Below are 20,966 nucleotides of genomic sequence, written 5' to 3'. Positions count from 1 at the left end.
CTTTTATACCTGAACCGTCTGTTCAAGTTTTTTCACTCTTTCATATATCTCGGGATCATGTTTTTTGATCCTGATCTTTACATATTTCGATGCGGGCATATTGCTTTCTTTAACCACATTGTTAATACCCACTAGCACATTTGTTTCCGGGAAATAGGTAACGGCATTTTTTTCAGGAATCTGATAGGAAACAATAATAAACAATGGAGCTATCCGCTCTATTCCATCATCATAGTTGAATAAGTCTACCTTATCGCCCGCTTTGAGCCCCGCACTATCAATGTCATTCTGGTTCATAAACACTACCCTACGTTCATTCTTTATGCCCCGGTACCGATCATCAAGCCCATAGATAGTGGTATTAAACTGGTCGTGTGTACGAGTGGTAGCCATCATATATTCCCCATCTTCCAGAGTGTTTTGAGGCAGACTGGTTAATGTAAACGGCGCTTTTTCTCCAAAATCCTTTGTAATAAATTTCCCATCCCTTGCAAGATTAGGTAGATAAAATCCTTCCTTACGCCTAACTTTTTCATTGTAGTTTTCAAAACCGGGGATACATTTTTCAATGTCGTCCCTTACCGCATCGTAACTTTCTGCGTAACGTTTCCAGTTGATGACCGATTTATCGCCTAAAGTTGCCATGGCCATACGGCATACTATCTGTGTTTCATTGATAAGATTGTCTGATACCGGTTTCAACATTCCCTTTGATGACTGTACTACCCCCATAGAGTTTTCTGTAGTGATAAACTGATGCACACCATTTACCATATCAATATCGCTCCGTGATAATGTTGGCAATATAATGGATTCTTTTCCATGAACCAGATGGCTACGGTTGAGTTTTGTAGATACGGAAACAATTAAATTAAGTTTTCGTACCGCATTGGCGGTATAGTTTGTATCTGGTGTTGCTGATAGAAAATTCCCTCCCAAACAGAATAAGACTTTTAGTTTCCCTTCATGCATGGCTTTGATTGCCCTCACCACGTCGTACCCATGCTTACGGGGAGGATTAAAACCATAAAAATCCTGAAGACGGTCGAGTTGAGCATCTGTAGGTTTTTCATCAATCATCATGGTCCTGTTTCCCTGAACATTACTGTGCCCACGCACAGGGCAAACACCTGCCCCAGGCTTACCGATACTACCTTTTAACAACAGGATGTTAAGCATTTCCTTAATCATAGCTACTCCATTGGGCTGTTGGGTGATTCCCATTCCCCAGCAGATAATAATTCTTTTTTTAAATGCCAGCATTTGTGCCGCATCGTAAATCAATGCTGCAGAAACACCAGATTCCTTTGCAAGTTCTGCTAACTTATAGGTTTCGAACTGCTCGATAAAAGCATCATACCCAACTGTTTTTTCGGCAATAAAATCTTGGTCGAATACCGCTCCCGGAGATTTCCTTTCAAACTCAAGCAGAAGTAGTTCAATCGCTTTTAAAAGGGCCATATCGCCATTTATTTTTACAGGCAGGTAAATATCTGCGAGTTTTCCCCCATTACCCAGCACACCACTTACCTCCTGAGGGTTCCGGAACCCCATTAATCCTGCTTCAGGCAAAGGATTTATGGCAATGATCTTGCCACCGTTCTTTTTACATTTTTCGAGGGCACTCATCATCCTCGGTGCATTGGTTCCCGGATTTTGGCCTACGATCACAACTACATCGGTATCGTAGAAATCTTCGAGTTTTACGGTTCCCTTTCCAATGCCAATTGTGGGGCGTAGTGCAGTACCTGATGTTTCGTGGCACATATTGGAACAATCGGGCATATTGTTGGTCCCATATTCTTTCGCAAATAACTGGTAAAGAAATGATGCTTCATTACTCGTTCTTCCCGAGGTATAAAATGTTGCCTCATCTGGGGTTTCCAACGCATTCAGATGAGCTGCAATTTTCGAGAATGCATCATCCCAGGAAATGGGTTGATAGTGCGTGCCCCCCTGTGGCAGATACATCGGTTCGGTTAACCTCCCCATTTTCCCTATGGTAAAATCATCCAGCTTTGCCAGGTCAAAAACAGAATTTCCCTTAAAAAATGCCGTAGTAACCTTTTTAGTGGTAGCCTCTTCGGCAAGTGCCTTTGCACCATTTTCACAATATTCTCCCAATGGAGACCGTTCATCATCCGGATCCGGCCAGGCACAGCTTGGACAGTCGAAGCCGCCAGCCTGGTTCATTTTAAATAATGCCTTTGTCCCTCTTACAAGTGTTTTTTCTTCAATCAGATCACCAAATGCAGCCAATACTGCAGGTATGCCTGCAGCCCATGTTTTTACCGGTGTTAGCTTAAGATCTAACAATTTATATGGATTTTCTGCAGCAGGTTCTTTTTTATCGTTCTCCATACCTTAACTGTTTAAATGGGGATTGGGGTAATTGTCGCTTTGATCCTCTTCTACATTATCGAGGCAGGTAAAGTCCTTTTCTATCAACAAGCTAACAGGTCCGCTGAGCTCACTAAATCCTACCTTGTCTGTATTAACCAGTTCTTCCACCATTTTCTCGGGCATATTCAGCACGATACGGTTATCTATAAAATCGGCACTTAGGTTGCCGTTACTTGTTGTTGTTATGGCGTATTCCAATGTTTTGCTCATAAAATGGGAACTTTCGGAGAGAAACCCAAGCGTACCCAGCGCCTCGACTTCGGATTTGGTTAATCTATATCTTAATGAATTGCCTTTAATTCTAATTTTCATGCGATGTTGGGATTAATATCTGATCGTTAGTGGTATATATGTTAAATCTGTCGTTTCGAAGAAAACCAAGCAATGTAATATCGAACTCATTGGCCAATTCTACGGCGAGGCTTGATGGAGCACCAATTGCGGCAACAATCGAAATTCCAGCCATTGCTGCTTTCTGGATGAGTTCAAAGCTGGCCCTACCGCTCAAAAGCAATATAAATTGATTTAGGGGAAGCATATTCTTACTTAGCGCAGTACCGATTAGCTTATCCAATGCATTATGACGCCCCACGTCTTCACAAAGTAATACCAATTCCCCTTCTATGGTAAAAAGACCTGAAGCATGGATACCACCAGTTGCTGCAAAATTGCTTTGTGCCAGTCTCAATTTTTCGGGCAAGCTGTAAAACACATCTGGAGATAAACGCATCTCTTGTTGTTGAACTGAATTTGAATAGGGACTTACTGTTCTAATGGATTGTATAGACCCCTTACCACAAACCCCACAGCTTGAGGTTGTATAAAAATTCCTGTCCGATTGCAAAAGATTGGGCTTAAATCCTTCTATCAGTTCCACACGAACAACATTTTCTTTTTGCAGTTCACAGGGCATGGATATGTGGCCGATGGCTTTAACATTTCCATGTGAAGAAATTATACCTTCTGTAAACAAAAAACCAAGAGCAAGTTCCAGGTCATTTCCGGGTGTGCGCATGGTGATGGAAATATTCTTTTCAACCCGGTTCCCGGCCGGCCCATATACTATTCTAATTTCGAGTGGCTCCTCTACTGATAATATATCCAATGAAGGTGAAGCGATGAAACCTGAAACTTTATTGACAGGTAGGTGCTTAATCGAAACGGATGGAACATCCCTCATAACAATAGTGGTAAAGTCAGAAATTAACACTAAATATAGTTATTTTGAATACAAAGCAATTGTTATTTCACGATATAATTATTAAGCCAGCAGCGTGTCCAAGCCTGCTAAGCATGCAGCTATAGCTATATGATTTTACAACGATAAAGCGCGCCTTATTTGTTGAGTCTTGCCATTCCGAAACAATTAAATTTAATTATATTTAACTTCAAACAAAAGAAAGAAGGAATACCAGTCAGACTAAATGCTTAAAAATATAACTGTGAATCAATCTCAAAACGTAACAGACTATCCGAACAACAATACCATTTTTACGGTTTGGAAATTTAAAGAAGGGGCAGCTATCAGGCCTGCCTTCAAAAGGCTTTGTGCACTGGTAGAGAACATGAACCGTTCCTATGCCATTAGGGTGGTAAAAGGAAGAACGAGCTGTGTACTGGGTGTGGGCTTTTCGGCCTGGGCAGAACTGGGGTTACCTTTGCCTCCTCCTAAGGAACTTTGTAATTTCGAGCCAATTATCGGCGCAAAACATACTGCAGTATCCACTCCGGGAGATATCCATATCCATCTTCGGGCGCTTGACATGGCAATATGTTTTGATATGGCGAGTGACATTGCCAGCATCATGCTGCCAGTTGCCGATTGCCTGGAGGAGGTACATGGATTCAGGTACTGGGATGGCCGTTCGATTCTGGGTTTTGTTGATGGAACGGAAAATCCAATTGGTGATGAAAGGCCTTTTTTCGCCCTCGTCGGAGAGGAGGACGCAGCATATAAAAACGGGAGTTACCTTTTTGTGCAAAAATATCTACATGAAATGAAAAACTGGGAAGCACTTTCAACGGAAGATCAGGAGAAGGTAATTGGTCGGTATAAAATGAGCGACATCGAAATGACTGATGATGTAAAACCCAGCAACTCCCATAGTGCCCTTGCAGGAATTGAGGACAAAGACGGTAATGACCTTAAAATAATCAGAGACAATATGCCGTTCGGACATCCTTCAAAGGGTGAGGTCGGTACCTACTTTATTGCTTATTCTAAAAATTTCAGTACCGTTAAAGAAATGTTAACAAGAATGTTTATTGGCTATCCGCCTGGCAATTCAGATCGGATCCTCGATTTTAGCACTCCACACACAGGCACCTTATATTTTGCACCAAGCCTTACGATGTTACAGGCTTATGCTGAAGAAGGCATGTAGAGAATTCTTATTAATACTCAGCGCTATAAAACAAAAAAAGCAGCTCTTTTCAGAGCTGCTTTAAAAATCCGGTGTCATTAACAGTACAGAGAATTGTAGAACTAGATAATAAAATGACAGCGTATGGTAACCTTGTAAAATTGAGGAAAGCAGGAGAAAAATCAGCGCCAAACAAATAGATTTTAAGAAGAAAAAAAATCAATAAAATAGCTAATGTTGAATCTGGAAAAAATGCTTCATATAAGCATCCTGTCCCCTTTTAATTAAACGAATGTCTGAACTCCAAAGGTGAAACATTCGTCTTTATCTTGAAAAGTTTGCTGAACGATTGTGAATGTTCAAAGCCCAGTTCATAAGCAATTTCCGAAACGGAAAGATTTGTCGTTGATAATTTTTCTTTAGCTTTTTCTATAATTGCGTTCTGGATGTATTGTTGTGTGTTTAGTCCTGTCAATGAGCTCAACATATCACTCAAATAGCGCTGCGATAGCTTTAATTCCGTACTGATGTATCTTACGGATGGCAAACCGTCTTTCAGGTTGTTTGTATCTTCTAAATAGTTGTTTAAAAGTTTGTCTAAAGAAGTTATGATTTCGTGATTGATCGCTCTCCTCGTAATAAATTGTCTATTGTAAAAACGATTGCTGTAATTCAATAACAATTCTATTTGCGACACCAAAACATCCTGGCTGAAGTGGTCAATGTTGTTATCTAATTCATCGGCTATTGCAGCAAATAAACCGGCTATAATTTCTTTTTCCTTTTCTGATAAAAATAAGGCTTCTGAAACATCGTAAGAGAAAAAGCCATACTGATTTATTGTTTTTCCTAACGGATAATTTCGGATAAAATCCGGATGGAAATACAAAGCGATCCCTTCATAGCTTTCAGTTTCTTCGGGTGAAAAAACGATTTGTTTCGGCTTCAAAAATGCTAATCCACCTTCTTCAAAATCGTAATGGCCTTGTCCGTATTTTATTTGTCCCGTGAATGTAGGCTTAAAGGAAATTTTGTAAAAATCAAGACTCACTTTTTGTCCTTTTGGAAACCGCTCAATCGAAACATTATTGTAATCAACCAATGTAATCAACGGATGCAATGGCGCAGGAAGTCCCAATACCCGCACCAGTTGCGATATACTTTCAATGTGATTGATGTTGGATTGTTGTTTCATTTTTCGTTTACGAATTTAATCAATTTTGTTTTGACGGACGAATAACAATATCCCCAATTTCAACCCCCATAGGTTGGCTTACAGCATAAATTACAGCATTGGCAATGGCTATGGGATCTATAGCAATTTGTTCCATTCCCCGTTGAACAGCTGTTTTCATTTCTTCGTTTTTGATGTTGTTCGCAAAATCTGTTTTCACTAATCCGGGCGAAATGCCTGTAATGCGTATGTTTCCGTCCGACTCCTGACGAAACGCTTCTGCAATAGTGCGAATGGCATTTTTAGTTCCTGCATAAACGCCTTGCATGGGCACAATCTTTATTCCTGAAGTTGAAATGATATTGACGATATGCCCTGATTGTTGTTGTTTAAAAACAGGAATCGCAGCTGCCATCCCATACAAAACGCCTTTGAGGTTAACATCGATCATTTCTTCCCAACCTTCAATATCCAATTCATCAATGCGACTTAATTGACTGACGCCTGCGTTGTTTACAATCACGTCTAATTTTCCGTATTGCTCAACTGCTTCATTTACCAAACGAACTAGATCGGCTTTATTCTTCACATTGATTTGAGCAAAGGTGGCTTCACCACCTTTGCTTTTAATTTCGTCAACAATTTGTAGTAATTGTTCTGTTCGCCTCGCCCCCAAAACAACCTTTGCACCGTTTTTTGCTAATTCTATTGCAATGGCTTTACCCATTCCGCTGCTTGCACCTGTGATAGCAATTATTTTTCCTTTAATATTTTGCATTGTTATTGGTTTTTATCTGTCTATTTGTTTTTCTAAAAATTCGGGATAGCGGTCGCCTACAAGTGTAATTCCATTTACTGTTGCGTCAATTTCGATAAGTTCATCGGCTGTTAATAGAATATTTGTACTGCCAATGTTTTCTTCTAAACGATGTAATTTTGTAGTTCCGGGGATTGGTGCTATCCAAGGCTTTTGAGCTAAGAGCCAAGCTAATGCTAATTGTCCTGTCGTAACATTTTTCTGTTTAGCAATTTCAGAAAGTGCTTCCACTAAAACCAGATTGGTCTTTATATTTTCTTCGCTGAAACGGGGAATAATATTTCTTCGGTCGATATCCTCTAATTTTTTGTTTATGCTACCTGCGAGGAAGCCTTTGCCCAAAGGACTGAAGGGAACAAAACCAATTCCTAGCTCTTCTAAAGTTGGCATGATTTCATTTTCTGGCTCACGCCAAAACAAAGAGTATTCGCTTTGTAATGCTGATACAGGTTGAATTGAATGTGCTTTCCGGATAGTTTTAGCACTTGCTTCCGATAAACCGAAATATTTTACTTTGCCCTCTTGTATCAGGTCTTTTACTGTCCCCGCAACATCTTCTATCGGAACATTAGGGTCAACTCTGTGCTGATAAAGCAGATCAATGTAATCTGTCTTTAATCTTTTTAAAGATGCTTCGGTTACTGCTCTAATCGTTTCGGGTCTGCTGTCTAAACCTACCGCTGGTCTGGCATCTTTACACCCAAATTTTGTAGCGATTACAACATCTTTTCTATAATGTTGTAATGCCTCACCAACAAGTTCCTCGTTGGTGTAAGGTCCGTAAGCTTCCGCGGTATCAAAAAATGTAATACCTCTTTCAACTGCGTTGCGTAGTAACTTGATGGCCTCTTTGTTATCAAGACCTTTGCCGTCCAGAAAGTTTAAGCCCATACAGCCAAAGCCCAATGCGGAAACTTCCAATCCGCTATTCCCTAATTTTCTCGTTTGCATATTTTTTTTGATTGTTTCTAAAACTGAATAAATCTCAAGTACAAAACTCCTGATTGTCGCACTGTAAAAAGTAGCCCAATTGGTAATTGTTGTAGTCAGATTGTTAAACGTTTTAAAAAAACTGACCTTATAAACAAAGTTAATTGACACGCTAAACAAAATCCGCCTTTAACCAAGCGCTTAAATTTGTCTCATACATTTAATAAAAACAAAAATGGAAAAGAACAATTATCAAGGCGCATTACAGCAACCATTGGGCTCAGGCTTTAGCGCGACCTCAACTGCAACAGAAATTATCAAAGGCATTAACCTTAAAGGAAAGATCGCAATCGTAACAGGCGGTAACACCGGCATTGGTCTGGAAACAACAAAAGTACTGGCAGCAGCAGGCGCAGCCGTAATTGTACCGGCCAGGGATATCGAAAAAGCAAAAAAAAATCTCGAAGGCATCCCAAATGTGGAAATTGAGCAAATGGATCTTGCTAAGCCAGACACCATTGATGCATTCGCCAAAAAATTCCTCACTTCTGGCAAACCGCTACATTTATTGATCAACAATGCGGGAATTATGTGGGTGCCTTTGCAACGGGATAGTCGTGGGATCGAATCACAACTATCGACTAATTATTTGGGGCAGTTTCAGTTAGTGGCAAGATTATGGCCAGCACTTAAAGTTGCTAATGGTGCACGCGTAGTCAATGTTTCTTCTCTGGGACATCACATGGCACCTTTTGATTTCGAGGATCCCAACTTTGAGCACAGGGAATACCAGACGCTCTTAGGATATGGGCAGTCAAAAACAGCAAGCAACCTGTTCGCCCTTGAACTGGATAACCGTGCAAAAGCACATCAGGTAAGAGCCTACTCACTACATCCAGGATCAATCGCTGGAACTGAGTTAGCCAGAGATGCCGATATGGAGCTGTTTAAACAAATGGGCTTTTTTGATGAAAATGGAAATATGCGTCCGGAAATATTGGCCAGCCTTAAAACTATACCACAAGGCGCAGCGACTTCAGTATGGGTTGCAACCAGTCCCTTGCTTAACAGCATCGGTGGCGTTTACTGCGAGGATAACGATATCGCCGAACTGCTATCTGAAGATCACGTTGCACAAAAGAAAGCTAAATTACATCAAAGTGGTGTAACGGCCTATTCGCTAGATGAAAGCAGCGCAAAAAGACTATGGAAACTAACTGAGGATATGATAGGGTTTGAATTCAAAGTAAACTAGCTATGAAAAAGGCCGGGAAATTAGCAAAACGGATTACCTTCCTTGCAAGTGGAGAGGCATCCTTTATCACCCGTTCGGAGTATTTGATTGATGGCTACCAGTGTATTTAGTAGAAATGAGCAAAAACCAATAACTTTATCACCATGGAACATATATCCAAATACCTGACCAAGGACATCAAGCTTTCCAGCTATGAGGACAAATTGTTTAAATCAGACCTGATGTTTGATGACCATATGTTGGTGTGGTTCATTTCGGGAGAAACCAGGATCATACAAGCAGAATCAACCTTATGTTTTAAAACAGGTGATATTTTCCTGATCCCAAGAAACGAACTGGCAACGATCATCAACTACCCGAAAAACGGTCTGCCACATAAAACCGTGGTGATGCATTTATCCACTGAGCGGTTAAAAAAATTCTACGAAAAAAACGAGCATAAAAAGAAACAAGCCGAGCAGAAGATATACTGCTTCAGCAATCATCCATTGCTGGAAAGCTGCCTGGCTTCACTAATTCCCTATTTTGAGATAGAAGGTGAATTCCCCGAAAGCCTGGCAACACTCAAGATCGAAGAGGCGATCAATATCCTGCGGTTGATCAATCCCAACGTAGACAGTGTCCTTGCCAACTTCGATGTTCCTGGTAAGATCGATCTGATCGATTTTATGCAGCGCAATTTTATGTTCAACATGTCCCTGGAGAAACTGGGTTACCTGACTGGCCGCAGCTTGTCAACCTTTAACAGGGACTTCAAAAAACTGTTTAATACCACGCCTCAAAAGTGGCTGACCGATAAAAGGCTCGAACTGGCCTACTATCACCTGGTCGAAAAAAAGAAAAAGCCGACTGAGATTTACCTCGAAGTCGGTTTTGAAGACCTCTCCCATTTTTCCTTTATTTTCAAAAAGAAATACGGTGTGTCTCCAAATCAGCTTTCGCCGAACAGATATTAACAGATTTAAAATAGTACCGGGCTGCCCTCAAATGTTCCGGAAAACCTAACACTGAGCATACCAGTATCGTCAGTTTCTGAATACTCAACATACACGGATCCTGTTAAATAGCCAGCCCCTGGCGAAACCAAAAATTAATCTAAAACACTGTTTAGATTTCTTTAAAATGCTAAGCTTCTGTTTTTCTAATTTTGAAAATTCTTATCGAAATCTGGCTGTTCGGGAGAGATTCCTACAAAAATACCGCGCAACAGTGAGATGAATATACCATATCACCTCAGAAAGCATTTCTTTCCATAACTATTTATTTCCGGTCAGGTTACTATTAATTTCATACACTTTTCATACGCTTTAAGCAAAAGCCACCTTTTCCATGTTAAAATCAGTATTCAACCATTTCATTATCCAGAAAGCAGTACATCCACCGTTCTCCCGGTTCGGAGGAGATTATAACAGGATGTTTTTCTGCCCGGCAATGATGCGACATGTGTTGCATTGGCGATGAATCACAGCATAAGGTAATGCCACAAGTTTGGCAGGTACGAAGATGCACCCAATCTGTACCTTGTTTTATACAGGTTTCACAAACATGTTCTTTTGCAGTTTTTAATTCTTTTACAGCCTCAATATGGCTGCAGATGCTATTGCTTTCCATAATTACAATTTTGATAAATATTGATGAACCTGAGTTACCGCCATGGCACCTTCACCTACAGCCGATGCAACCCGTTTTACTGAATTAAACCTGACATCACCAGCAGCAAAAGAGCCCGGGACACTGGTTTCTAAATGATAAGGCGGCCGTTCCAGTTCCCAACACATCTTATATTGATCCAGACTAAGCAAATCGTTACCTGTATAAAGATATCCATTTCTATCTCTGCAGATTGCAGTTTCAACAGCCCATTCGGTATTGGGTTTTCCACCTATGCAGATGAATAATTTTGAGGTGTCGTGCCATGCTTCCGTGCCATCCTGACTGTTTACAATTTTAATGCGCTGCAGATAATCATCACCTTCCAGTGCCGCTACTTCAGCATAATACAGGACATGAATATTCTTAATGGATGCTATCCGCTGAATCAGGTATTCAGATAGTGTATCTGCAAGGTTACCTTTTCGGATTACCATGAAAACGCGTTTGGCAAAGCCAGAAAAATAGGTAGCGGCCTGTCCGGCAGAGTTTCCGCCGCCAACAATATAAAGGTCTTTATCCTGACAGAAAAAAGCCTCACTTGCACCAGCACCATAATAAACCCCTTTATGAAAAAACCGGTCCTCATCAGGGAGATTCAATCTGGCATACTCCACTCCTGTTGCACAGATATTTGCTTTTGCGACCAGCTTTTCACCGGTTGCAAAATCTACATGGATTCTATTGTTATAAAATTCACCTTTGATTCCCTCTTTTAAAAGCAAAATCTCTACACCGAATTTTAGTGCTTGCTGCCTGGCTCTTTCAGCAAGGTTTGCCCCGGATATTCCTTCAGGAAAACCCAGATAATTTTCGATCAGCGAACTTGTACCAGCTTGTCCACCAATGGCCTCACGCTCAATCAGGATAGTTTTCAGCCCTTCTGATGCAGCATAAACCGCAGCACTTAATCCCGCCGGACCAGCACCGTAAATCGAAAGATCATATTCCGCATATTTGGGTTTGGTAATCCAGCCCAGATTACAGGCAATCTGTTCTAAGCTTGGATTTACGATCACTTTGCCATCAGGAAATTCTATTACAGGCTGCTTATCCGGATTATTAAATGAGGTAATGCCCTGGCCCCATCCCAAATCATCATGCGTAATGTCGAACCATTCGAAATCGATAACACTTCGTTTTAAAAAGTCTCTTATGGGGTAAATTTCAGGAGAATCTGGTTTACCATATAGTTTTAGCCTGTTCATGAGCAATTTCTAATCGGTTCGGGTTTTTAATTGTTTAATCACTTCATCACCGGCGCTTTCGGATGAAGTGCCGTAACCATTCACAAAAATTCCTTTTATTTTACCATCAATAGAGGATATGGCATAAACAATGGCCTCATCATCGGGATCAGATTCTCCTTCAAAACGATAATGTTTATCAATCAAAAATTGCTCGGGAGACTCCTGAATTGGATTTTCTCCGCTACCCAACTGGCTAGTGTTCAAATTGAAATCGACAATATAACCCTGTTTAACCAGGGCAATTACAACTTCGGAAAGTGAAGTCATTTCTCCGATATGTTTTAAATAATCGTTATCCATAATCATTCGTTCTTTTTAAATGACGTGTTAATTTACCAAAAAACAAACCAACACACAAAACACTGTAAAACAAAACATTAAAAACAAACGATTAATAAAAAACTGACGATATAAAGTGAATTTATGATAAAGTTCAGTCATATTTATTTTTTAAAATATAAACGATCAAAAGATGAGTTATTCAATGTATAAAAAAGCAAAAAATAGCAGTTTAAACTAATTTAAATGGTTATCTTTAAATAAAAAAAGCCATGATTATAGACCCAAATAAGGAAGAACTTTCTGACGATAAGGAAGATGCGTTAACCAGCGAGGAAGATGCATTGAATCAAAGTACGATCATTAGTGATGAAAGGGCTGCTGAACACGATGCCGATTTATTAGACCAGGCAGACAAGGCCTCCCGCTCATCTTTCGAGTTGGATATATAGGCCAATCGTTATGCAGGAAAAATGGCGATATCTTCGAAAAAGTTAAGGAGATATCGCCATTTTAGTAAGCAATTTGCAAAGAATAAGCACGAACATTATTGCTTTAAGATTTATCAATAAATGTGTTTTTTGGCCAGGCCAAGCTTTTTGATTTTCGAATTCAATGTGGTTGCCGGAACACCCAACAATTTTGCCGCGCCATGCTGACCAGAAATCCGTCCGTTACACAACGCTAGTACAGCGAATATATGATCGCGTTCGTTTTCAAATATGGTTTTAACAGACCCAACTGAAGATACAGATTGTTTGTTATTGCCTGGAATTTCGATATCCTTAATCACATTCCCGTCTGCCATCACCACTTGTCTTTCGATGAGGTGCTCCAATTCTCTTACATTCCCAGGCCAGCTATAAGCCATCATCGTGGAAATTGCTTTTTTTGAAAATCCATCAAGATTTCGATTCAACTTTTTGGCGAATTTTGCTAAGAAAAAAGTAGCCAGCACAGCGATATCCGATTTCCGATTTCGAAGTGGTGGCAATGAAACCGGAAAAACATTTAGCCTGTAATATAAATCCCGCCTAAACCTTCCCGCCTCTACTTCTTCTAAAAGATTTCTGTTTGTGGCCGAAATGATACGCACATTAGTTGGAATGGTAGTTTTGCCACCAATACGTTCTATTTCCTTTTCCTGCAAAACACGGAGTAACCTCACTTGCAGATCGAGCGGTAACTCGCCTATTTCATCCAGGAAGATGGTACCCTGATGTGCTTGTTCAAACTTGCCGATCCTTCTTTCCGTGGCACCTGTAAAACTCCCTTTTTCATGACCAAAAAGTTCTGATTCGATCAAATTGGGTGGAATGGCGCCACAATTAACCTTAATCATTGTTTTCTTGCTTCGTGCAGATGCGTCATGAATCGCCTTGGCAATCAACTCTTTACCCGTCCCCGTTTCTCCTAAAATTAAAACCGTAGTTTCTGTACATGAAATTCGGTTGAGCAATCTGTAAACTTCCTGCATTTCCGGGCTATTGCCAACAATTTCCGGGTGTGTAAGAATTTCAGATGATTCTTCCGGTTTAAAAACGAGGTACTCAGCAAGCTGTGTACGCAATTTTTCAATGTCCTCTTCTAACTGCTTAATTTTCTCATCAGCAAAAGCCAGTGTTTTGGGCTCGTTTATCATTTCAGGTTTGACAAGTGTTCCCAGATTGGGCGAACATCCATTTCTTTCCTTCATTACGGCCAACAGTCCGGCAATAAAATCGGCAATGTTACAGCAAAAAGTCAATCCTTCTGCACTTAATTCCCTGTGGTAATTATGAAGTTCAAAAGTACCCAGTATGCGACCGTTATTCTCTAAAGGAATGTAACAATGAAAATGATATTCTGTGGGATGATTGGTGAGGCAATGGTTCTCACCAAAATCTGCTATCCAATCTTGCCGCGATTTGAGCACAGGAAAATCAAAACCCGAAATTTCTTTTGTAATAAGCGAAAGGCTCACCGGATCGGAAATGGTTTCCGTACAGGATATTTTTCCGGAAATGGCTTCGGTGAGATAAGCCCTTGTAATGTGGTCCATTTCTTCGTTGTACAGAATTAATGCACCACAATCAATCGAGAATAAAGGATGCAGTTTAGAAAACACACCCTGAAACAATTCTCTTAGCGTAAAATTCTTTTCTTGTTCTGCTGCTGTTTCTGCCCTTGTTTCGAAATAAGAATCTGCATGAGGCTTAACATCGTTGCCATCAACATTAGTACCCGTGTTAAAATCTGATTCCTGATTTCTCATTTTTTATAATTGATCTTTCCCAAAATATTTATCCGGGAATTGGATGAATGAAATTAAGACCATCACCAAAGCGAACAACATCCGGATAATCATTCATCATCACTGAGCGATTGAAGGATTGATTCGGCAGGGATTGGTTTTTACTTACTGTTCAAACCCGCGAAGTCAAAGAACATGCCAAAGGCAGGAATATGGCGTTATTGCTTTACTGGCAATGCCATGAAGATAAATGGCTCACGATATTTCGCTAAAAGGCGATTTTGGATACGAAATAAAGTAGAAGACCCGAATGATCCAGCGATTGATAATGAAGTGATTGAATGGGGCATCACACGCCCCAAAACATCATCTTTCCTTATCCTTTCCAATGATGACCATCAAAAATGCAAGCGCTGCAAAAGTAATCATCTGCCAGGTTACCATTTCCCAGCCGCCCATTTTCCAGCAGATTAACCCAACTAAGGCGCCGGTTGCACCACCGATAAAATAGCAGGTCATGTAAACCGTATTGATCCTGCTATTGGCTTTTGAATCGAGGCTATAAATTAGTGCTATATTAGTTACCTGGGTGGCCTGCACACCTATATCTAACAATACCACAGCAACTGAAAGCGCAATCACCGAAAAAGGAAAAACTTTTAATACCAGAATACTCGCGATAACCAAAGACAGCGTAATAATGAGCGAACGCTTTGGTTTTCCGCCAGCATCAGAAAGTTTCCCAAAGAGTGGAACCAATAAAGCACCGGTGACAGCTAACAGGCCAAATAAACCTATGGTATCGGTTTGATAATTAAATGGGGCACCGCTAAGATGAAAAGTTAAAGCAATCCAAAATGAACTTAGGGTACCAAAAGTTAGCGCACCTATTAAGGCCGTTCTTCTCAAAGTTTCAAAACGTTTAAACTGCCCGAAAGTTGATTGAAGCAACTCGGCATAACTGCCAGCAAAACGGTCTTTACCTGAAGGAAAATCTGTTTGCATTAATATAGTTGATAGTGCAACCATTATTGCGGAAATACCGAAAACGTAACGCCAGCTGAGCCATTCAGTAATGAATCCACTGAATACCCTGGCCGCTAAAACGCCAACCAAAATACCCGTAAAAATGATTCCCACTATCTTTCCTCTGTTTTCGGAAACCAAACTTGCTGCCATAGGCAAAATCACCTGAGCGGAAACGGCAAATAAACCAACAGCTAAGCTCGAGGCATAAATTATAGCCAAATTTCGTGATAAAGCCATTGCAACCAAAGCTGCTACCAATGCAAGCTGCAAATAAAGAATTAATTTCTTTCGGTCCATTTTATCGCCCAGCGGCGTTAAAAAAAATAAGCCCAAACCGTATCCAGCCTGAGATAAAACCGAAATTAGTCCTGCCGATTTCTCATCTATTTTTAAAGATGAGGCAATTGCACCAAGTATAGGCTGACTGTAATAAACGTTGGCCACACATATTCCTGCCGTTACTGACATAATGAGAATCTGGGCGGTACTTAGTTTTTGTTTTTCTGACATCATGTATAATGTTAAAAGGTGGATATTCGGCATGTAATGTGCCCGATATCCACCAATGATTGATTATTCTTTAATGAATTTGATCAGTTCTTCATTGAACTTATCTTTTTCTTCGAGAAAGGAAGCATGGCCGCTTTTATCAAAGGTTACGAGTTTAGAACCCTCGATTCCTTTATTCATTTGTTGCGCTAATGCATAGGCAACAATGTGATCGTTTTTTGCATGCATGATTAAAGTTGGGATTTTGATTTTTGCTAAATCAGCCCTCAAATCTTCATCTCTTAAAGAAATAAGTGCTTGCTCCATTGCATAAGCTGATGATTGAAGTTCTATCGAGTATAACCACTGGCCGATACCTGGAGAGAGTGAAGTGGCATTTAAAGCAAATTTACCTCCAACCGCAGCCAATAATGCAGGGCGATCTGAATCATTAAGGGCAACCCAGCTACTGATATCCTCTTTTGTGAATAATGGGTAAGGATAATCGGCAGTTTTAGTGTGACGAGGTGCGGCGGCCGAGAACAAACCAAGCTTTTTAATGTGTGCACCATTGTATTTGGCTGCATAATGTAACACGATTGCACCCCCCATAGAATGCCCGCCGATTACCGCATCCTTAATATCCATTTGATCTAAAACACTTTTGATATCATCCGCAAACTGATCATAATCATATTTACCAAATGGTTTATCAGACTGGCCAAAGCCTCTTAAAGTAATCCCAATCGCCCGATAACCGGCCTTAACCAGAGCATGGTACTGATACTCCCAGGACGCATCGCTTAATGGGTAACCATGGATCAGCACCACTGCCGGACCATTGCCTAAATCAGTTACGTGCAGTTTTACATTTGGCGCAACCTCATAGTATTCTTTTCTTCCTTCGGTAGCTGTTTTTTGTGTTTCTTCTTTGTTTTCTTTCGGCTGTTCCTTACACGCGCTTAAACCAATTGCCGAAACGAGTAAAGTGACCGCAATGAGTTGATTGTACTTCATCATAATTTGTTTTTGTTTTAAAATAATTGATCATGCCACTACTTTAGGGGCTATCTCTTATCTTTCAAAACAAAAGCCAACCATCAACAAATTGATTATCATACAATTAAATAAAATAAATACATTTTAAGCTTACCTTATTTCGTTAATTTATGATTCAATTATTTTTTGAGGTAATGGAAAGCAGGGAAAAGGTGAACTTAATAGATGCAGATCCTCGGTGCCTCAGGATGATGGATATGGAGGCAATCTCACAACGATCGCTACCAACGTGCTCATTAGGATTATTCATTTTGCAATTTTTTTCTAAAATGCGTTCATGAGCTCACTTCGTTCCCCAGCAATGACGACATCTCTATGGGAATCTGTTAATGGTAGCGTAGTCGAAGGGCTTTTATTTGCGTTTTATAAATTCAAGAAGTCTTCGACTACACTCAAACTGGCGACCGGGACACTTAACTTAATAACATTGGACACAAACTGGAAAAGGCAACCTTCTAAGGTTGCTGATCCTTCATTCCTACCTATTAACCGATATGCCGAAGTCACTCATCAAAACCTCTTATTCATGTCAGATGGTAACATCTGACACCATGGAAATTTAATTTTTTAGATGTTTTGGCAGCCAATCCATTAAGGCTTTAACAATGTCGTTGAAAAAAAGGTTATAGGTATCTTGGGTAACGAAGCCGATATGTGGTGTAGCCAATACATTGTTTAACTTTCTGAAAGGATGATCTTCATCAAGCGGCTCCTTATCAAAAACGTCTAAAGCTGCGCCGGCAATCTTATTTTCTTTCAGGCTTTTGATCAGTGCTTCTTCATCAACCAATGGCCCTCTTGAGGTATTGACCAGGTAGGCGGTTGGTTTCATGAGTACCAAGTCTTCGGCACCCACAATACCTTTACTCCTATCGCTCAACACCATATGAACGGTTAAATAATCAGACTCCTGGAATAAAGTTTTTTTATCTACATATCTCGCACCGCCAGCTAGTGCTTTTTCGGGCGTTAGGTTTTCACTCCAGGCAATGATATCCATATCAAAAACTTTTGCTACTGCAGCAACCTTTGCACCCAAATTCCCAAGTCCTAATATGCCAAGGGTTTTCCCTTTTAAATCACTACCCACCATATGCTGCCAGCCACCGGCACGCAGATTGGCATTTTCTTGCGGAATGTGTTTCGCGATGGCCATTAAGAGTGCCCAGGTAAGCTCTAAAGCACCATGACCTAAATAGCCGGTATTACGTACTTCAATTTGCAATTTTTCAGCTGCAGCAACATCAATAGACCGATTTCTGGCACCTGTAGAAACGATCAGTTTCAGCTCAGGCAGTTGCATGAGTAAAGCTGCAGTTAAAGGGGTACGTTCGCGCATCACGCAAATGATTTCAAAGTGTTTCAAGCGTTCTACAATTTCATCCTCTCCATGAAGATGATCGGTAAATACTTTAATATCGGCGTACTCGGCAAGCACGGTCCAATCGACAAATGATTTCGCTACATCCTGATAATCATCAAGTATTGCGATTTTATATTTTGACATGTTTTATGAATTTAAATCCTTTTAATTACAAAGCCGGTGTTTCGGTAAAATTAATTTTCTTAGATGATGCTGCCCAGAATATCCAAAGTAGAACACAGATCAGCAGCGCGAAATTGGGATAAAAGAACGAAAGTACAAATGCGAGTAAATACGTCGGAAATCCATACAGATAGTTATTTCTGAGTTGCCTGATGGCGGCATTGCTTATTCCCGGGCGCAATAATTTTTTATCTGAAGTAGCTTGCTGCCAAAGCAGGTTAAAAGCCACGTTAATCAAAACAAATAAGCCGGTGTAAATGGTAACTGAAAGCTGTTTGGAATCTGTTAAAAAAAATCTCGCCAATAAGGCACTGGGAAAAGAAACAAGCGAAACCAGGAACAAAATGAGTCCGTTGGCAAACATCAGCCCTGTGTTTCGTTTGTAAATCTGTTTAAAAACTTTATGGTGATTTACCCAGATAATGAAAATACTGAAAAATGAGATGATAAAGGCAATATAACCCGGCCACTGGAGCACTAATTGCTCAAGCAGCTGTTTGTAGGTGTTGCCATCTTTTACTTCTGGCACATGAAGGTCGAGCACCAGAAGAGTTACCGATATAGCAAAAACACCATCGCTAAAAGCCTCTATTCTTTCTGTTTCTTTTTCCATTCGCTCAATTAGTCGTTAAAAATCAGCTTATTTACCTGTGCTATTTCTGAATGACTGATGGTATGTCCCATATTTTCGTAAATAATCTCGGTAACCCTTGCCCCCATATCTTCGAGTAAAGTTGTTGATTCTTTTACCCTCGATACCGGAACATGCATATCGGGATCGCTGCTCCCGATAAAAATGGGTGTACCATCAAAGTCGCCATGATAATTGCGGTGATCTACCGCTTCGCCGATAAGACCACCGGTAAAAGCCACCACGCCACCATAACGCGCTGCGTTGCCTGCAACATAATCGAGCGTTAAGCAGGCACCCTGTGAGAAACCCAAAAAGTAGATCTGCTCTTTCGAAAAACCTTCTTTTTCCAGATTAAGCACGGTTTCTTTTATGGTATTTAAGGCATTTGACAAGGAAGGTTCATTGGCTGCCCGAGGGGCCAGAAATGACTGTGGATACCAGGTATTATTGGTTGCCTGTGGCGCCACCAAGGCAAAACCTGAAACATTCAGGTATTCTGCCATTGATAAAATATCTTCTGCAGTTCCGCCGCGCCCGTGGATCATGATCAGCACTTTTTCTGCCTGATCAAGGCTTTTTCCGGCTTTTATAGTTTCTTTCATCTTTATTCTTCCTCCTTTATTTTGTTCCAGATATCTGCATACAAATCTTCGTGGCGTCTAAACTGAAGGTGTACGTAAGGACACATGGGAATCACCATCAATTTATTTTCTCGTACATAAGCAACCATTGCATCGAGTAACATTTTAGCATAACCTTTTCCTTCTTTCGCCGGATCTACTTCGGTATGGTAAACGGTTAAGTCTGAATCTTTGATATCAAAAATCATTTCGCCAACTTTTCCGTCCTCATCATAAATATCGAAGGAACTTGGTTCGCCCTCCTGAATGTTTAATTTTACTTGTGCCATCTTTTTTAAATTAATTTTGGAAGTAATTTATCTAAATCTTCGCGTAAATGCTCGTGTTGATGCGGTAATTTTAAATGTGTGCCCAACTCATTCAAGGGTTCATCAACGGTGAAACCTGGATTTTCTGTAGCGATTTCGAAAAGTACACCTCCCGGTTCGCGGAAATATAAAGAATAGAAATAATCACGATCGATTTTAGGGGTAATCTGTAAGTTTTTACTCAGAATCTGCTCCCTCAATTCCATTTGGATATCCTCGTTTTTAACACGAAATGCCACATGGTGGTTGGTACCGGCTGCATTCCTGCCTCTGTGGCCAGACGGAACTTCCAACAGATCTACAATGGCTGCATTTTCTACTGTATCGGTAATAAAACGATAGCGGTTTTCTTCTTGTCCCAATAACCGGTAACCAAATAGATCGGTGAGTACCTTAGCCGTTTCATCGATGCCTTGCAAAGTTAAAGTGGTGCTGTGAAAGCCTTTGGTCGCGGTATCCTTTTTAATCCCGGCAGTTTCCCAGGGCGTTCTTATATCTGCTGTTTTTGGCACAATTAAACTCAGCGACAAACCATCTGGATCTTTAAAAGCCAATACCTGTTCCCCAAAACGTTCAGTAATTTCTTTCGTTTTAACATTTGCTACACCAAATCTTTCTAACCAGAACTGGTGGCTGCCCTCAGGTACCGAGTAACCAATTTCTGTCGCCATGCCCACGCCTTCAGTTCCCTGCCCAATTCCTTCCCATGGAAAAAAAGTAAGGATGGTTCCTGCTGATCCGGTTTCATCGCCATAATATAGATGATAAGTACCCGGATCGTCAAAGTTAACCGTCTTTTTCACCAATCTTAAACCTAGCGTTTTGGTATAAAAATCGAAGTTTTGCTGTGCATTGCCTGCAATCGCTGTAATGTGATGCAAACCTAAAATGTTATTATTCATATCG

Annotated in this window: 21 protein-coding genes; 4 read left to right on the top strand and 17 right to left on the bottom strand. The window is 40.5% G+C overall.

Annotation, left to right across the window (positions count from 1 at the left end; translation table 11 throughout):
• Window positions 1-3: 3 nt before the first annotated feature.
• Genes ACN9MR_RS06495 through fdhD form a run of 3 tightly spaced genes read right to left on the bottom strand, consistent with a single transcriptional unit; the run spans window position 4 to window position 3,583 of the window.
• The gene (locus ACN9MR_RS06495) at window positions 4-2,361 is read right to left on the bottom strand and encodes an FdhF/YdeP family oxidoreductase (protein WP_426328797.1); all 2,358 of its coding nucleotides are present in this window, start codon (window positions 2,359-2,361) and stop codon (window positions 4-6) included.
• A gap of 3 nt (window positions 2,362-2,364) precedes the next feature.
• Window positions 2,365-2,715 (bottom strand): DUF7009 family protein, encoded by a 351-nt coding sequence (locus ACN9MR_RS06490; protein WP_426328796.1) that lies wholly within the window; start codon window positions 2,713-2,715, stop codon window positions 2,365-2,367.
• Window positions 2,705-3,583 carry a formate dehydrogenase accessory sulfurtransferase FdhD gene (gene fdhD, locus ACN9MR_RS06485; RefSeq protein ID WP_426328795.1) on the bottom strand — a complete coding sequence of 293 codons (879 nt, stop codon included), beginning with the start codon at window positions 3,581-3,583 and terminating at the stop codon, window positions 2,705-2,707. The genes ACN9MR_RS06490 and fdhD overlap by 11 nt, the downstream gene beginning before the upstream one ends.
• A 262-nt stretch (window positions 3,584-3,845) precedes the next feature.
• Between fdhD and ACN9MR_RS06480 the strand changes: the two genes are divergently transcribed.
• A complete protein-coding gene (locus tag ACN9MR_RS06480; protein ID WP_426328794.1) occupies window positions 3,846-4,787 on the top strand; it encodes a Dyp-type peroxidase in 942 nt (313 codons plus the stop codon).
• Between the two features lie 259 nt (window positions 4,788-5,046).
• Here ACN9MR_RS06480 and ACN9MR_RS06475 read toward each other — a convergent pair whose 3' ends face one another.
• From ACN9MR_RS06475 to ACN9MR_RS06465, 3 genes are read right to left on the bottom strand one after another with little or no spacing between them, the layout of a single operon-like run.
• Window positions 5,047-5,961: a helix-turn-helix domain-containing protein gene (locus ACN9MR_RS06475; RefSeq protein ID WP_426328793.1), complete on the bottom strand. Its 915-nt coding sequence runs from the start codon at window positions 5,959-5,961 to the stop codon at window positions 5,047-5,049.
• Between the two features lie 19 nt (window positions 5,962-5,980).
• Window positions 5,981-6,718 carry an SDR family oxidoreductase gene (locus ACN9MR_RS06470; protein WP_426328792.1) on the bottom strand — a complete coding sequence of 246 codons (738 nt, stop codon included), beginning with the start codon at window positions 6,716-6,718 and terminating at the stop codon, window positions 5,981-5,983.
• Between the two features lie 12 nt (window positions 6,719-6,730).
• Window positions 6,731-7,708, bottom strand: coding sequence for an aldo/keto reductase (locus ACN9MR_RS06465; protein ID WP_426328791.1), 978 nt, complete (start codon window positions 7,706-7,708; stop codon window positions 6,731-6,733).
• Window positions 7,709-7,922: 214 nt separating this feature from the next.
• Here ACN9MR_RS06465 and ACN9MR_RS06460 point away from each other — a divergent pair, with 214 nt between their 5' ends.
• Window positions 7,923-8,942: an SDR family NAD(P)-dependent oxidoreductase gene (locus ACN9MR_RS06460; RefSeq protein ID WP_426328790.1), complete on the top strand. Its 1,020-nt coding sequence runs from the start codon at window positions 7,923-7,925 to the stop codon at window positions 8,940-8,942.
• Window positions 8,943-9,085: 143 nt separating this feature from the next.
• Window positions 9,086-9,898: a helix-turn-helix domain-containing protein gene (locus ACN9MR_RS06455; protein WP_426328789.1), complete on the top strand. Its 813-nt coding sequence runs from the start codon at window positions 9,086-9,088 to the stop codon at window positions 9,896-9,898.
• 382 nt (window positions 9,899-10,280) lie between these two features.
• Here ACN9MR_RS06455 and ACN9MR_RS06450 read toward each other — a convergent pair whose 3' ends face one another.
• Genes ACN9MR_RS06450 through ACN9MR_RS06440 form a run of 3 tightly spaced genes read right to left on the bottom strand, consistent with a single transcriptional unit; the run spans window position 10,281 to window position 12,142 of the window.
• The gene (locus tag ACN9MR_RS06450; RefSeq protein ID WP_426328788.1) at window positions 10,281-10,553 is read right to left on the bottom strand and encodes a UBP-type zinc finger domain-containing protein; all 273 of its coding nucleotides are present in this window, start codon (window positions 10,551-10,553) and stop codon (window positions 10,281-10,283) included.
• Between the two features lie 2 nt (window positions 10,554-10,555).
• Window positions 10,556-11,800: an NAD(P)/FAD-dependent oxidoreductase gene (locus ACN9MR_RS06445; RefSeq protein WP_426328787.1), complete on the bottom strand. Its 1,245-nt coding sequence runs from the start codon at window positions 11,798-11,800 to the stop codon at window positions 10,556-10,558.
• Between the two features lie 9 nt (window positions 11,801-11,809).
• The gene (locus tag ACN9MR_RS06440) at window positions 11,810-12,142 is read right to left on the bottom strand and encodes a phosphoribosylpyrophosphate synthetase (protein WP_426328786.1); all 333 of its coding nucleotides are present in this window, start codon (window positions 12,140-12,142) and stop codon (window positions 11,810-11,812) included.
• A gap of 251 nt (window positions 12,143-12,393) precedes the next feature.
• Here ACN9MR_RS06440 and ACN9MR_RS06435 point away from each other — a divergent pair, with 251 nt between their 5' ends.
• Window positions 12,394-12,573: a hypothetical protein gene (locus tag ACN9MR_RS06435; RefSeq protein ID WP_169501870.1), complete on the top strand. Its 180-nt coding sequence runs from the start codon at window positions 12,394-12,396 to the stop codon at window positions 12,571-12,573.
• Window positions 12,574-12,686: 113 nt separating this feature from the next.
• Here the strand turns inward: ACN9MR_RS06435 and ACN9MR_RS06430 are convergent, their stop codons facing one another.
• The 8 genes from ACN9MR_RS06430 to ACN9MR_RS06395 all read right to left on the bottom strand — a co-directional run bounded on the left by ACN9MR_RS06430 (window position 12,687) and on the right by ACN9MR_RS06395 (window position 20,962).
• The gene (locus ACN9MR_RS06430; protein ID WP_426328784.1) at window positions 12,687-14,375 is read right to left on the bottom strand and encodes a sigma 54-interacting transcriptional regulator; all 1,689 of its coding nucleotides are present in this window, start codon (window positions 14,373-14,375) and stop codon (window positions 12,687-12,689) included.
• A gap of 345 nt (window positions 14,376-14,720) precedes the next feature.
• Window positions 14,721-15,896: an MFS transporter gene (locus tag ACN9MR_RS06425; protein ID WP_426328783.1), complete on the bottom strand. Its 1,176-nt coding sequence runs from the start codon at window positions 15,894-15,896 to the stop codon at window positions 14,721-14,723.
• Between the two features lie 60 nt (window positions 15,897-15,956).
• Window positions 15,957-16,892, bottom strand: a complete 936-nt coding sequence (locus ACN9MR_RS06420) for an alpha/beta fold hydrolase (RefSeq protein WP_426328782.1) — start codon at window positions 16,890-16,892, stop codon at window positions 15,957-15,959.
• Window positions 16,893-17,490: 598 nt separating this feature from the next.
• Window positions 17,491-18,438 (bottom strand): D-2-hydroxyacid dehydrogenase family protein, encoded by a 948-nt coding sequence (locus tag ACN9MR_RS06415; protein ID WP_426328781.1) that lies wholly within the window; start codon window positions 18,436-18,438, stop codon window positions 17,491-17,493.
• Window positions 18,439-18,463: 25 nt separating this feature from the next.
• Window positions 18,464-19,090: a TMEM175 family protein gene (locus ACN9MR_RS06410; protein ID WP_426328780.1), complete on the bottom strand. Its 627-nt coding sequence runs from the start codon at window positions 19,088-19,090 to the stop codon at window positions 18,464-18,466.
• 8 nt (window positions 19,091-19,098) lie between these two features.
• Window positions 19,099-19,713 (bottom strand): alpha/beta hydrolase, encoded by a 615-nt coding sequence (locus ACN9MR_RS06405; protein ID WP_426328779.1) that lies wholly within the window; start codon window positions 19,711-19,713, stop codon window positions 19,099-19,101.
• A 2-nt stretch (window positions 19,714-19,715) separates the two neighbouring features.
• Window positions 19,716-20,021, bottom strand: a complete 306-nt coding sequence (locus ACN9MR_RS06400; RefSeq protein WP_426328778.1) for a GNAT family N-acetyltransferase — start codon at window positions 20,019-20,021, stop codon at window positions 19,716-19,718.
• Window positions 20,022-20,026: 5 nt separating this feature from the next.
• Window positions 20,027-20,962: a ring-cleaving dioxygenase gene (locus ACN9MR_RS06395; RefSeq protein WP_426328777.1), complete on the bottom strand. Its 936-nt coding sequence runs from the start codon at window positions 20,960-20,962 to the stop codon at window positions 20,027-20,029.
• Window positions 20,963-20,966 lie beyond the last annotated feature (4 nt).

It is taken from the genome of Pedobacter sp. R-06 (assembly GCF_049913135.1).
Classification (GTDB): Bacteria; Bacteroidota; Bacteroidia; order Sphingobacteriales; family Sphingobacteriaceae; genus Pedobacter.
This window is presented reverse-complemented; position numbering and strand designations above follow the sequence as displayed.